The organism is Collimonas sp. NPDC087041 (genome assembly GCF_044745265.1).
Classification (GTDB): Bacteria; Pseudomonadota; Gammaproteobacteria; order Burkholderiales; family Burkholderiaceae_D; genus Collimonas.
Genome location: NZ_JBIUZX010000006.1, coordinates 366,212 through 379,711, shown reverse-complemented (window position 1 = coordinate 379,711; position 13,500 = coordinate 366,212). Strand labels below are relative to the sequence as shown.

General features: G+C 58.1%; 10 protein-coding genes. 3 read left to right on the top strand and 7 right to left on the bottom strand.

Annotation, left to right across the window (positions count from 1 at the left end; translation table 11 throughout):
- Positions 1 to 485: 485 nt before the first annotated feature.
- From ACIPF8_RS14070 to ACIPF8_RS14050, 5 genes are all read right to left on the bottom strand, one after another.
- Positions 486 to 650, bottom strand: coding sequence for a DUF1427 family protein (locus ACIPF8_RS14070; protein WP_400421876.1), 165 nt, complete (start codon positions 648 to 650; stop codon positions 486 to 488).
- 69 nt (positions 651 to 719) lie between these two features.
- Positions 720 to 1,676 carry a zinc-binding alcohol dehydrogenase family protein gene (locus tag ACIPF8_RS14065; protein ID WP_400421875.1) on the bottom strand — a complete coding sequence of 319 codons (957 nt, stop codon included), beginning with the start codon at positions 1,674 to 1,676 and terminating at the stop codon, positions 720 to 722.
- 170 nt (positions 1,677 to 1,846) lie between these two features.
- On the bottom strand, positions 1,847 to 2,659 hold the full coding sequence (locus tag ACIPF8_RS14060) for an AraC family transcriptional regulator (RefSeq protein ID WP_400421873.1): 813 nt from the start codon (positions 2,657 to 2,659) through the stop codon (positions 1,847 to 1,849).
- A 200-nt stretch (positions 2,660 to 2,859) separates the two neighbouring features.
- The gene (locus ACIPF8_RS14055; protein ID WP_400421871.1) at positions 2,860 to 3,612 is read right to left on the bottom strand and encodes a response regulator; all 753 of its coding nucleotides are present in this window, start codon (positions 3,610 to 3,612) and stop codon (positions 2,860 to 2,862) included.
- Positions 3,609 to 5,126, bottom strand: a complete 1,518-nt coding sequence (locus ACIPF8_RS14050; RefSeq protein WP_400421869.1) for an ATP-binding protein — start codon at positions 5,124 to 5,126, stop codon at positions 3,609 to 3,611. The genes ACIPF8_RS14055 and ACIPF8_RS14050 overlap by 4 nt, the downstream gene beginning before the upstream one ends.
- 282 nt (positions 5,127 to 5,408) lie before the next feature.
- Here ACIPF8_RS14050 and ACIPF8_RS14045 point away from each other — a divergent pair, with 282 nt between their 5' ends.
- Genes ACIPF8_RS14045 through ACIPF8_RS14035 form a run of 3 tightly spaced genes read left to right on the top strand, consistent with a single transcriptional unit; the run spans position 5,409 to position 11,275 of the window.
- Positions 5,409 to 6,575, top strand: a complete 1,167-nt coding sequence (locus ACIPF8_RS14045) for an efflux RND transporter periplasmic adaptor subunit (RefSeq protein WP_400421896.1) — start codon at positions 5,409 to 5,411, stop codon at positions 6,573 to 6,575.
- Positions 6,576 to 6,584: 9 nt separating this feature from the next.
- Complete coding sequence (locus tag ACIPF8_RS14040; RefSeq protein WP_400421868.1) at positions 6,585 to 9,728, top strand: efflux RND transporter permease subunit; 3,144 nt, start codon at positions 6,585 to 6,587, stop codon at positions 9,726 to 9,728.
- Positions 9,729 to 9,754: 26 nt separating this feature from the next.
- Positions 9,755 to 11,275, top strand: a complete 1,521-nt coding sequence (locus tag ACIPF8_RS14035; protein WP_400421866.1) for an efflux transporter outer membrane subunit — start codon at positions 9,755 to 9,757, stop codon at positions 11,273 to 11,275.
- Between the two features lie 94 nt (positions 11,276 to 11,369).
- On the opposite strand, the gene ACIPF8_RS14030 is transcribed toward ACIPF8_RS14035, so the two are convergent.
- Together ACIPF8_RS14030 and ACIPF8_RS14025 are read right to left on the bottom strand one after the other, a co-directional pair.
- Positions 11,370 to 12,230, bottom strand: coding sequence for an endo alpha-1,4 polygalactosaminidase (locus ACIPF8_RS14030; protein ID WP_400421864.1), 861 nt, complete (start codon positions 12,228 to 12,230; stop codon positions 11,370 to 11,372).
- A gap of 27 nt (positions 12,231 to 12,257) precedes the next feature.
- Positions 12,258 to 13,487, bottom strand: coding sequence for a VirK/YbjX family protein (locus tag ACIPF8_RS14025; RefSeq protein ID WP_400421862.1), 1,230 nt, complete (start codon positions 13,485 to 13,487; stop codon positions 12,258 to 12,260).
- Positions 13,488 to 13,500: the final 13 nt, after the last annotated feature.

Sequence of the window (13,500 nt, the reverse complement as noted above, 5' to 3'; positions counted from 1 at the left end):
CTGGATACGGCCGCATCAGTTCAATGACGGACTCGCGCCGGCAGTGGCCGAAGAAAAACTTAAGGCAGTGTCCGGGATTACTTGACCACTACAGTGCTGACCTGGCCATGAATTCGCGGACACTCAATGGGGATCGGTCGGCATGTTCTCGTTGAAGGCATAACCCAATCCATAAATCGCTTGAATGAGATTGTGTCCGGGTCAGCTTGGGTTCGTTTTCGACGATCAGGATGTCGGCAGTCTTTGCCGATCGGCAGGCGGCCAATCGGCGCAGTTAATCCACTGGCCGAGGCGGATGTCGTGTTGTGGCCAATAGGCCGCTACTGCCGAATCAAAACATGCGGGTTATCAGATCTGGTTTGCGTAGGATCGTTTTTTTGTGCGACAAGATAACTTTCCTACGAAACGTGTGGCTAAACTTGTTTGTCAGAATGCTTGGAACCAGGCAGTGTAGAAGGCTGCCATCTTGCAATGGCAGAAGCCAGCTAAGCCAGCAAGGTTTTTACATAGGAGATCAAATGCTCGCCGGCCAGCATGCCGAGTAGGCCCACCAGTGCAATCGTCGGCGGCGCGGGTGATTTCACGTCTACCAGGTTGTAGATCACGCCAACGCCGATGCCGACGGCTAATGAGATGAGATATGCTTTCATGATAATTCCTGTCTGATTTTGGGTTGTAAGATCGGTTTCAAAAAGCCCGCCAGGTCTGGCGTGACCGCATCACATATTGATTACAACTCGCCCGCGGGCGCCGCCGGCAACAGTTTCGTAGGCCTCACGCGCTTGCTCCAGGCTGTATCGATGGGCGATCACCGGTGGCTCGAATTTGGCGCTTTCAAAGCCATCGACCAGTGCTGCCATCAGTCTTGCCGATTCCAGCACGCCAAGCTTGGCGCTGTCGACGCCCAGCAGTTGCGTTTCGTTGTGATAGAAATCGATCAAATCAAAATCGACGCGCCGTTTTCCCGTTGCACTGATCTCGACCACGCGGCCACGCCGCTTGACCAGCCCCAGTGCCGCTTCGAAGGCGACACCGCCTACCGCGTCGTACACCACATCGGCGCCGCCGAGTTCCTTCATGCGTTGCTGGGTGGTCTCATCCAACGGCAGGTAGGCATCGATCAGGCGCGCTGCCGGCGATTCGGCAAGCGGCGCGCTGCGATCAATCCCGATGACGCGGCAACCGAGCGCTTTGGCGATCTGTGTCACGGCGCCGCCGACGCCGCCGCTGACGCCGATCACTGCGATGGTTTCGCCTTGCACCAGCTTGGCGTAATCCACGGTGCCGAGCCAGGCAACCACGAAATTCACGCCGATTGCCGATGCTTGTTCATGGCTGATGTTGGCGGGTTTGCGCACCAGGGCGCCGACAGGCAGCTTGATGAATTCGGCGTGGCTGCCATCGCGTGTGAAGCCGATGTCGCCGCCGGTTCCCCACACTTCGGCTCCAAGCCATTCGGCGGGACCATCCACCACGACGCCGCTAAAGTCACGCCCAGGAATCCGCGGCGGCACCGTATGCTCGAAATGGCCTGATACATTTTTGACATCGCTTGGATTTACCGATGCGCTCTTGACTTGAACAATTGCGCTGTCGCTATCGCACAATGGTTTGGAGACGCTCAAGTGCTCAAGCACTTCCGGACTGCCGAAAGATTTGAATTGAATCGCTTTCATCGAATTTGCTCCCCTTGGATCGGTTAGTAAGCATGCTCATGCAGCTCATGATCAAATTCTAATAGGCCTGTTCAGGCTGGTTGGGACAAAAGCTTTCGAATTTCGGACAGAAGGGATTTTGGGTTTATTTGTATTTGACCGCAACAACAGCGGCCATTGCGTTGGGAGGCTTAGTTTCGCGGGCCGGAAGCTGTCCGTAAAGGCTCGCTGAGCGTTTCGCCAGGATCGAATTCTGTGGGTGGCGCGCCCAGCTCGCGGCGGAACATGTCGCTGAAGCTGCTCGGTAAATATCCCAGGGAGCGGGCGATGTGGCTGACAGAGTGGCCTTCCGCCAGCTGCGACAAGGCGACCGCTAGTTGAACCTGACGCCGCCATTCGGAAAAGCCGATGCCTAGCTGGCTGCGGAACAGTCGTGACAGGGTGCGTACGCTGGCTCCGGCCACAGCGGCGTGCTGCTCGAAGCCGAGCGCGATCGATGGATTCTCGATCACGGCCCGGCACAGCGCGTCAAGCCGGCGGTCCGATTGGTCCGGCAAGGGAATCCGTAGCGATGAGCGCGGTGCGCGCGCAAGCTCCAGCACGGTCAGACGATACGCGGCTTGCAGATATTTTTCGTCGCTTTCATTTTCACCTTCGGCGATCGTCGTAATCAACTCCTTCAACAAGCCATTGACCTCAAACACATCGCTGCGCTTGCTAAGGTGGCCGATTTTGCGTTCTGGGAAGTAGAGATTGCGCATCCGTACCGCACTCATCATGTGAATCGAGTGAACCGTGCCGGCCGGCAGCCAGACTGCCCTTTGGGGTGGGACAATAAACGCTTCATGGCCTACTTCGACCCACATGACACCGGCCACGGCATACAAGACTTGCGCCCATTCGTGCGAGTGCGGGTCTATCCGTTGCCCACGCGGATAGTGCAGGGCTACGGCGCGGCCTTCGTCGGAGCCGCTATGAAAGTCGGGAGGGCTGGCTTTTGACACGATGGCTGGAATTTGATGGGATTGGCGAAAAACGATCGACTGAGCTGAGATATTAACATCACGCCTTGCCTTACCAGGGATGCATTTCCAACGAGCGTTGTGCGTTGCTGATCAGTGTCTAACAGTGTGAATGAGGGATGCTTTTTATTGGGATTTTCCGCTTCAAGATTGTGTTGATTTGGCCATGAATTCGCTGACACTCAAGACGGATCGGTCGGCATGTTCTCGTCAAAGACATAACCCAGTCCATAAATCGCTTGAATGACATTGTGTCCGGGAAAGAACGGTTCGAGCTTGCGCCGCAGGTTCTTGATGTGGGTGTCAATGGCGCGATCGGTGACGGAGCGGTATTCGTTGTGCAGATGATTGAGCAATTGGTCGCGCGAAAATACCTGGCCGGGTGCCGAGGAGAAGGTCTTCAACAGGCGAAATTCCAGCGGAGTTAGATTCAGCGGCATGCCGTTGAAGCTGGCTTGGTGGCGCACGTCGTCGATTTTCAGAGTGGACGCATTGCCGCCGGCGTTGTCATTGCGTGTGGAGACTTCTTGTTCGCGCCGACTCCTGCGCAGCATGGCTTTTACGCGTGCGACAATTTCGCGCGGGCTGAATGGTGTCTTGCAAATGTAATCGTCGGCGCCAAGTTCGAGGCCGCGCAGGCGATCTTCTTCTTCGGCGCGCGCCGTCAGCATCAGGATCGGAACGTCAGTGAAGCCGCGCAGCTCCTGGCAAATCTGCCAGCCGTCGCGGCCGGGTAGCATGATGTCGAGCAGTATCAGGTCGGGCTTGTTGGCCTTCACCTCTGGAACGGCAGCGTCGCCGTGAGCGATGTGGCGCGAAGTGTAGCCTGCCGCCGCCAGGTACTTTTGCAGCAACTCGGCCAGCTTGGGTTCGTCTTCGACGATCAGGATGTCGGCGGCCTTTGGCGCTTCGAATAGGAAGGTGGGAGCGCTCAAGCTGCCGCTCCTTTGGTGATCGGTACAGTGCCGACCGGCAGGCGGACGATCAGGCGCAGGCCGCCCAGCGGTGACGTTTCGGCGCGGATTTCACCCTGGTGGGCTTCGACTATGCGACGGCAAATTGCCAGGCCCAGGCCGGCGCCGCCGCTGGCGCGATTGCGCGAGGCGTCGGCGCGGTAGAAGCGTTCGAACAGGCAGCTCAGTACGGCAGCATCTGCTCCCGGCGCACTGTCGTCAAACTGCACGATCCAGTATTGCTGCTCCTCCCTGCAACTCACCACAAGTTTGCCGCTGCCGTCGTTGGCATCGGTGTAGCGCAGGCTGTTTTCAAAAAGATTGTTGAATAGTTGCTGCAGCCGGCCTGCATCGGCGTGTATCGGCATGGCGTCAGGGAAGGGTTGTGCTTGCAGCGTCAGCCCATGCCTGCGGTACATGTCTTCATACGATTGCATCGTGGTGCGCAGCAGTTGGGCCAGATCGATGTCGGTCTTGCGGTAGGTCAGCGCGCCGGCGTCGGCCAGCGACAGGTCGTACAAGTCATTGACCAGTTTGCTCAGGTGCGTGACTTCGCTCTTGATTGACCGCACGGTAGCTTCGTCCGGTTGCAGGATGCCGTCTTCCAGCGCTTCGAGCTGACCGTTGAGAATGCCGAGCGGCGTACGCAATTCGTGTGAAACATCGGCCATGAATTCGCGCCGCAGTTTCTCGTTGCGTTCCAGTGTCATCGCCAACTGGTTGAAATCGCGCGCCAACTGGCCGACTTCATCCGCTGTTTCAACTTCGACGCGAATCGCATAGTCGCCGCCAGCCAGTTTGTGGGTGGCGCCCGCGACGCGCACCAATGGTTTCAACAAGACGCCTGAAATACGTATCACGATCAGGCCGACCAGCATGATGGCGGCCACGCCGATGATCAGTTGTGCCAGCAACTGGCTGTGCTGAAAGCGCAGGTCGATCGCGCTGATGACGTTTTCGAAAGGCGTTTGTACGATCCAGCCGACGATTTCGCTATCGCGCATGATGGGGCGCATGCGTGCGTGCGAACCGATGTAGGGATAGCCGATGACAAGTTTGCGCTGGGCGTCCAATAGCGAGATACGCAAAGTGGCGCCGGTCAAGTCGGCAGCGGTCGGCGCCGGCTTGGACAAGGCCTTGCTCAACGGCATGCCGTCGGGGCCGATGTTGGCGACATCCAGGCCCTCTCGCTCGACGATTACAGGTTTCAGCAACTGGAACCAGGCGCGAGGATTGTCGCTGATGAAGTCCCAGTTGCCGTTAGCGCGATAGGCTTGCTCGATGCGTGGGACCAGCTCTTCCATTTGTTGCTGGGTCTGTTCATTGAGGTAGCCGAGGAAGTCGCGGTTGAAGATGTAGCGCCCCGTGGCGCCCATGACGAAGATCACAACGACGATCAGCGCCAGCATGGCGCAGAACAGTTTGAGGCGGATGCTGGCCTGCGCGAAGAAGCGCCGGTAGATACCTGCAATGGTGGTCGAAATCAAATCGCGCACGGTGTTGTCGGAGAGGGGCGCAAACAGGACGCGCGCCTGCCGTTGATCGAAGAAAGTAGCCAGTCTAGCAATTTTGCGTGCATCAGTGGCGATATTTTACGGGCGTGGTATTCCTCATATTTCCTTCACAATTACATCTTACGATGGGCAGTCCCATAGTTCATTGCGCCCGGACGATGCCTGACTACCAAGGCGACGGCGGGCTGAAAGTCCCCATTGCATTCAAAAAAACAGATTCTTGCGTTCCCTTCGCTGGGTGTCGTCACGCGTTCGCCGCGCCGTATGGCGGTTTGTTGTGCCGCGCTGGTGCTGGCGCTCTCTGCTTGTTCCCGGCAAGACGGCAAGCCGGTGGCAGCTACTGCCGAAGTCGGTTATATCGTCTTGCAGCCGCAGCGCCAGGCCGTGTCCACTGAATTGCAGGGGCGCACGACAGCTTATCTGACCGCCGACATCCGCCCGCAAATCGGCGGCATCATCCAGAAGCGCTTGTTCAAGGAAGGCTCTGCGGTCAAGCAAGGCCAAGCCCTGTACCAGATCGATCCGGCCAGTTACCAGGCGGCATACGACAGCGCCAAGGCTTCGTTGCTGAAAGCCGAAGCGACCCTGAATTCATCGAAACTCAAGGCGCAACGCTACACCGAGCTCGACAAGATTGACGCCGTCAGCAAGCAGGACAACGACGACGTGCAAAGCACGCTACGCCAGAACCAGGCCGATGTTGAGGTGCAGCGCGCGGCGGTGAAGACGGCAAAGATCGCTCTTGATTACACGCGCATTGTGTCGCCGATTTCCGGCCGTATTGAAAAATCCACGGTGACGCCGGGCGCGCTGGTGGTGGCGCAACAGACTGCGACGCTGACCACGGTGCAACAGCTCGATCCGATTTACGTCGATGTCACACAATCGAGCGTCGACCTGCTGCGCCTGCGCAAAGAGCTGGACAGCGGCAAGATCAAGAAGAGTGGCGATAATGCGGCGCCGGTGAAGATCGTGCTGGAAGACGGTTCCACCTACGCGCAGCAGGGCAAGCTTGAGTTCAGCGGGCTCAGCGTTGACACCGGTACTGGCATGATCACGTTGCGCGCAGTGGTGCCCAACCCGGATGGCATCCTGCTGCCGGGCGCTTACGTCCGTGCCGTCCTTGAAAATGGTGTCAGCGACAATGTCATACTGGCGCCGCAGAAGGCGGTCAGCCGCGACGTCACCGGCACGGCTACCGCGCTGGTGTTGGGCGCTGGCGGCAAAGTCGAGCAGCGTCTGCTCACGGTAGAGCGTGCAGTTGGCAACAACTGGTGGGTCAGCGCCGGCCTGAAGGCAGGCGACAAGCTGATCGTCGATGGTCTGCAAAAAGTGCGCAACGGCGATGTGCCGCGCGCGATCGACATGAGCGATACGTTAAATACGCCGAAGAACAATGCCTCGCAGCCCGCGCTCGCGGCAGCGAAGTAAGGGGCGTATATGGCACGTTTTTTCATAGACCGGCCCATCTTTGCATGGGTCATCGCGATCGTGATCATGCTGGGTGGCTTACTGTCCATCCGCAGCCTCTCGCTGGAGCAGTATCCCGATATTGCGCCTCCTAAAGTCAATATCAGCGCGACCTACACCGGCGCTTCCGCCAAGACCCTGGAAGATTCAGTCACGCAGGTGATTGAGCAACAGATGAAGGGGCTCGACAATCTGCAATATATGTCGGCTACCTCCAGCTCGGCAGGTACTGCCCGCGTCACGCTGACGTTCACGGCAGGCACCAATCCCGATGTCGCGCAGATGCAGGTGCAGAACAAGTTGCAGCAGGTGACTGCGCGTCTGCCACAAGCGGTGCAAAACAACGGCGTGACCGTCACCAAGGCATCTACCGATACGCTGATGGTGATCTCCCTGTCTTCGGGAGATCCCCGTATTACCTCGACCGATATTGGCGACTTCATCAGTAGCACGCTGACCGACCAGATCAGCCGCGTCGAAGGCGTGGGCGACGTTACCGCCTACGGCACCAACTATGCGATGCGCATCTGGCTTGATCCAGCCAAGCTGCAAAAGTATTCGTTGATGCCATCCGATATTTCCAGCGCGTTGCAAGCGCAGAACACCGAAGTGTCCGCCGGTGAAATCGGCGCCTTGCCAGCTGTTTCCGGTCAGCAGATCAACGCCACCATCACCGCGCGCAGCAAGCTGACCACGCCCGAGGAATTCCGCAACATCATTGTTAAATCATCAACTGACGGTTCCTTAGTCAAGCTGTCCGATGTGGCGCGTGTCGAGCTGGGTGGCGAAAGTTATCAGGTCGCGTCGCGGCAGAACGGCAAGCCGTCGTCGGCGCTGGCGATCCAGCTGGCGACCGGCGCCAACGCGCTGGCTACTTCCAAAGCCGTGCAGGCCAAGATAGCCGAACTGGAGCCGTATTTCCCGGCATCGATGCAGCTCAAGAGCAGTATCGCCTACGACACCACGCCGTTCGTGCGCATCTCACTGGAAGAAGTCGTGAAGACACTGCTGGAAGCGGTGGTGCTGGTGGTGCTGATCATGTACCTGTTCCTGCAGAATATCCGCGCCACATTCATCCCGGCGGTCACTGTGCCGGTGGTGCTACTGGGGACTTTCGGCGTGCTTGCGATGTTCGGTTATTCAATCAACACGCTGACCATGTTTGGCATGGTGCTGGCGATCGGTTTGCTGGTGGACGATGCCATTGTGGTGGTGGAAAACGTCGAACGCTTGATGAGCGAAGAGAAGCTCAGCGCTAAGGAAGCCACGCGTAAGTCGATGCAGGAAATTACTGGCGCGCTGGTTGGTATTGCGCTGGTGCTGTCGGCTGTGTTCGTGCCGATGGCCTTCTTCGGCGGTTCCACTGGCGTGATTTACCGCCAATTTTCGATCACCATCGTCGCTGCAATGAGCTTGTCGGTGCTGGTGGCATTGACGCTGACGCCGGCGTTGTGCGCCTCGCTGCTCAAGCCGCATGCGCCCGGCACGCATGGGACGAATCAAGGGCGCTTCTTCACCTGGTTCAATCGCACCTTTGAGCGCAACGCAGGGAGCTATCGTTCCGGAGTCGGCGGCCTGCTATCGCGCGGCAAGCGTGGTCTGCTGGCGTATGCTTTAGTGGTGGTGGTAATGGGCGTGCTGTTCATGCGCCTGCCGACTTCCTTCTTGCCGGAAGAAGACCAGGGTGTGCTGATGGCACAGATCCAGTTGCCGACCGGCGCCACGGCGGAGCAGACGCGCGCCGTGGTGGGCACCGTCAAGGAGTACTTCCTCAGCAAGCCGGAAGTGATCGATTCCGTGCTGGCCATTGTTGGCGCCGGGGTCGGCGGCAACAGCCAGAACGGCGCGCGCGCCTTTATCAAGCTCAAGGACTGGAGCGAGCGTACCGGCGACGATGCCAGTGCCTCGGCGCTGGTACGGCGCGCCAATGCGGATCTCAGCAAGATTCGCGGCGCACGCGTGTTTCTGATGAGCCCGCCGGCAGTACGCGGACTGGGCCAGAGTTCCGGCTTCGATTTCGAACTCAAGGATGTCGGCGGCGTTGGCCATGAAGAATTGGTCAAGGCGCGTGATCAGTTCCTGCAACTGGCGCGGCAGAATCCGCGCCTGGCCAACGTACGCACAACCGGCCTGGACGACACGCCGCAACTAGTGGTCAATATCGACGACCGCAAGACCGGTGCGCTGAGCATCGCCACCAGCGACATTAACGACACGATGGCGACCGCAATGGGCGGCACTTATGTCAATGACTTCCTCAACAATGGCCGCGTAAAGAAAGTGTATGTGCAAGGCGATGCGCAGTTCCGCATGCAGACCGACGATCTGAGCAAGTGGTACGTGCGCAATTCAGCCAACCAAATGGTGCCGTTCAGCGCATTCACGACCAGCAAGTGGAGCTTCGGCCCGTCTCTGCTGGAACGTTACAACGGCGTCTCTTCGTTCGAAATTGTCGGTGAGCCGGCGGCGGGCGTGAGTTCCGGTGACGCCATGAAAGAGGTTGAAAGTATCGCGGCGCAACTGCCCGCCGGCATCGGCCACGAATGGACCGGTTCGTCCTATCAGGAACGTCTGTCCGGCAATCAGGCGCCGATGCTGTACGCGATCTCGATCTTGTTTGTATTCCTGTGCTTGGCCGCGTTGTATGAAAGCTGGTCGGTGCCGTTCGCCGTGATTCTCGCCGTGCCACTGGGTATCGTTGGAACGGTGTTGCTGACCGGGGTGTTGGGCATGTCCAACGATGTTTACTTCCAGGTCGGTTTGCTGACCACGGTGGGTTTGTCGGCGAAGAACGCGATCTTGATCGTCGAGTTTGCCAAGCAACTGCACGAGTCCGGAAAATCCTTGCGCGAGGCCACGCTGGAAGCCGTACAACTGCGCTTGCGGCCGATTCTGATGACGTCGCTGGCTTTCATGTTCGGCGTGTTGCCGTTGGCGATTGCTTCGGGCGCCGGTTCGGCCAGCCGTCGCGCAATCGGCACCGGCGTGCTGGGCGGCATGTTGTCGGCAACCATACTCGGAATTTTCTTCGTGCCGCTGTTCTATTATTTGATCGGCACATGGATGGACAAGCGCAAGGCGAAAGCCGCTGCAAATGGAAAGGAAGGCGTGTGATGCGCATTGAGAGAGATAGCAAAATCATGCCGCAGCGATCCTTGCCTGGACTTAGACTTGCATCGACATTGTTGCTGGCGATGCTGCTGGGCGGTTGCGTGAATCTGGCGCCCGACTATCGGCAGCCGGCGGCGCCGGTGGCGGCCAACTGGGCGCAGACGGTGGATGGCAAGAACATCGTTGTTGCACGGGGTAACGCTGCCACCGTCGCTGCTGAAAATATCGGCTGGCAGGATTTTTTCATTGATGAACGCCTGCGCGAAGTGATTGCGCAGGCTTTGCAAAACAATCGCGACTTGCGCGTCGCTGCATTGAATATCGAGAAGGCGCGCGCGCAATACCGGATTGAAGACGCAACGCGTTATCCGGCGGTCAGTGCAACTGGTTCGGGAACCGCCAGCCGTACGCCGGGCACGTTGTCTAGTGCCGGCAACGCGACTACATCGCGCCAGTACAGCGCTACGCTGGGCGTCAGCGCCTATGAACTGGATTTCTTCAGCCGCTTGAAGAATCTCAGCGAATCGGCGTTGGAAACATACCGATATCAGATCGAAATCCGTCGTAGCACGCACATCAGCCTGGTGGCGGAAGTCGCTGCGGCGTGGTTGAAGCTGGCGTCGGATCAGGAATTGCTGCAGCTGGCGCAAGACACGCTCAAGAGCCAGAGCCGCACCTATGAGCTGAGCCAGCGCAGTCATGAGATCGGTACGGTGTCAGGCGTTGATCTGGCGGACCAGGAAGCCAGTGTCGAATCGGCACGTGCCGATGTGGGCCGCTACACCAGCCAGGTGGCGCAGGATATCAATGCGCTCAATCTGTTGGTCGGCGCGACGCTTGATGCTCGATTGTTGCCTGCTCGTTTGCCTGACACGGCGGCCGCGTTGCTCAGTACGCCCGCCGATTTACCGTCGGACGTGCTGTTGCGTCGTCCCGATGTGTTGGCGGCGGAGCATACCCTGATTGGCGCGCATGCCGACATCGGTGCTGCACGCGCAGCGTTCTTCCCTAGCATCACACTGACCGCCAATGGCGGCACGGCCAGCAGCAGTCTCGGCGGATTGTTCAAGGCGGGTAGCGGCGCCTGGAGTTTTGCGCCATCGATCAACCTGCCGATTTTCAACTCCGGCAGCAATCGGGCTAGCCTGGATGCCGCCGTGATCACCCGCGATATCGATGTGGCGACCTACGAGAAAGCCATTCAAACGGCATTCAGTGAAGTGGCCGACGCATTGGCGGAGCGCAGCACGCTGGATCAGCGCCTGACCGCGCAGCAGAAGGTCGCTGCCGCTTACGAGAAGAGTTACAAACTGTCTGATGCGCGTTATCGCACCGGCATAGACAGTTACCTCAGCACGCTGGTGTCGCAACGCTCCCTGTACAGCGCGCAGCAGACGCTGATCTCGCTGCGCCTGACCGAGCAGAATAATCGCATTACGCTCTACAAGGTGCTGGGCGGCGGCTGGAGCGAGAAGACGCAGAAAGTGGCCGACGCCGCCGATTCCGAGAGTCGTAGCAACCGAGGCACGACTTTGGGAGTTGCTGAGTAAAAAAGAGGAGGGCGGAAAAGGGAGTTTCTTGAATTCCTTTAAGTGCCCTCAAGCGCGTTATTGCCCCCTGAACTGCGGCCGCAAGATTGCATTCTTACGGTTCGCAGCTATAGCGGAAACTGTCATTCAAATCGAGCGGCAACACCAGTGTGTGGAAATTGTGTGCGCGGGCGTCAATGCATAGCGTCTGGCGCGCATTTGCGTCAGTGGCATAGGAGCTTGCATACTCTGCATTGAATACCGGTTTGTCATTGCTGATGAAAACCCGGTAGCCGTCGCACTCATTGTAAGAGTGGCATTGTTCGTTGATCGCGAAATCGAAATCGCCGACCAGGTCGGATAGCTGGTTCACGTCATTTTTCAGGGCAACGGCTAGCTTGCGCGCATGTGCTTCGCTCGCCAGAAAACGGTTGAAGTCCAATTGCGTATCTGCAGTTAATGGGAAGCCGCTATTGTTGACGTAACCGTCGACGTTGTCCGGCTCAACGCCGTTACATCCCTTGCTGACGGCCAGATTCAATCGTGTCCGCATGATCTTTCGGACGTTGGCAGAGCGTGTGTCGAGCCATCGTTCTCCAATCCAGCCCGTCATATTGTTTCCCATGTCGGCAGCCTGAAAGCTGGAGAAATCGGAGCGCCAGTTCTCGGAGCTTCCCGCAGAAAAATAGCACACCACTTTTTTCCCCGCTGCCTGCAATGCTTGAATGGTGGCGGCGGGCGTATCAATCAGATCGACGTCATAGACGGTTACCGGATAAGAGGTGTTGAGTTTTCCTTTCAACTGCCATTGCCAGGTATCGGTCGGGGCTGGTCGCCAGGAAGCCGACGCCGATGGTGACGGCGAAGTCGGTGATTGTGGCGCGGAGGTCGATGACGCTGCGTCCCCGCCGCCACAGGCGGCGATGACAAAAGGCAGGATTCCAGTCAGTAGAATATTTTTTGCCGTGGCCTTCATTGAATTTTCCGTTACAAGAAATCAAACTTAACCTCTGGAAAAACCATTCAATGTGGCATGAATGGCGCACTCGATCAGTTCAATCCGTCTCCTGGCTTCCGCCCGCTTATGGGAAGGAATACTGGCAAGATCGGGCAGGGGGATTTGGTCGCAGCAGATCTGGTAATCGCCGTCTGGTCGAGCGGTGGCGCCGATTTCTTGCCAAAAATCGTCATAGTTGGCGAGTACCTTGCCGGTGCGGACTTGATGGAACAGGACGCGATTTTGATTCCCGACCAGAATCAGCTTTTTGCATCCGTAGGCGCGCCCAATTTCCCTTACCAGGCGCACCATCAAGTTTTTCGGTCGCAAGCCGAACATGTCGCGTGTGGCGCTACGTACCCGTTCCTGCTTGTCGACGCCGCGTGGTCCTTGCAGGCAGCCGATGCCGATACTTGGCGTCAAATTGTCCTGGTGAAAAGTGAAAGCGATCGAGAACAGGCGTTGCTGATCGCTGCAGAGCATCAGGGTTAGCTCGCCCTCGCGGTCAAGCCCGGCAACCGATGCCAGCTGGATCACATAGACGGCCCCGGATTTCCCAATGAAGCTGCCGAGTGATACCGGCGATGTGCTTGCACGCAGGACCAGCGCATCAAGGCCTTGTTGAAAAACGAAATCGTAATGATTAAGCAACAAATTCAGCCGGTCTTGACGACCGGATAGCCGCAGCGACTGGTACGGCCGATAAATTTTTTGCAACAGTCGGGGAGTAGCTTTGACCAGCTGGATGCGCGTCGAGGTTGCGTTCCAATAGCCCAGCCAACTCTGGGTCACCTGGCGTTGCGTCATGCCCCGGAAGGTGAGTTTGATGCGCTTTGCCAATCGTGACAGGCCCGGGCGCGAATGGGCAAGGCAGGTATATAACGTGACGCGCGTTGAGTTGCCCGCTTGCGCACCCGCATGGGATGCCCATTGCGGTGCGAAGACATATCGCAGTTTCAGAAAAATTCTCAAGCTTTGCGCGTGCAGGTAGGGGAGTCCGGTATCTCGACGGCTGCTGCTAGCGCTCGTGGACGAGGCATTGTGTCGGTTCGACGCAGAGTCGCCGAGTGCCGGCACCCATCTCAGGATACTAGCCGGGATACTGGAGAGCGCGGATAGAATCAGAAAAAAAGTTGAGACCGCGCAGCCCAGCCATACGGACTCCATGTCCGCAAGCAGCAAAGGCAACAGCGCAATCGAGGGCAGCGCCCGCCTGTAATCAGATTTGAAATTCATAGCCATATCAGAG

What these genes read in the sequence shown, in the direction of transcription:
- ACIPF8_RS14070 (WP_400421876.1), bottom strand. Translation starts at nt 650, where the DNA reads ATGAAAGCATATCTCATCTCATTAGCCGTCGGCATCGGCGTTGGCGTG.
- ACIPF8_RS14045 (WP_400421896.1), top strand. Translation starts at nt 5,409, where the DNA reads ATGGCGGTTTGTTGTGCCGCGCTGGTGCTGGCGCTCTCTGCTTGTTCC.
- ACIPF8_RS14035 (WP_400421866.1), top strand. Translation starts at nt 9,755, where the DNA reads ATGCCGCAGCGATCCTTGCCTGGACTTAGACTTGCATCGACATTGTTG.
- ACIPF8_RS14030 (WP_400421864.1), bottom strand. Translation starts at nt 12,230, where the DNA reads ATGAAGGCCACGGCAAAAAATATTCTACTGACTGGAATCCTGCCTTTT.
- ACIPF8_RS14040 (WP_400421868.1), top strand. Translation starts at nt 6,585, where the DNA reads ATGGCACGTTTTTTCATAGACCGGCCCATCTTTGCATGGGTCATCGCG.
- ACIPF8_RS14025 (WP_400421862.1), bottom strand. Translation starts at nt 13,487, where the DNA reads ATGAATTTCAAATCTGATTACAGGCGGGCGCTGCCCTCGATTGCGCTG.
- ACIPF8_RS14065 (WP_400421875.1), bottom strand. Translation starts at nt 1,676, where the DNA reads ATGAAAGCGATTCAATTCAAATCTTTCGGCAGTCCGGAAGTGCTTGAG.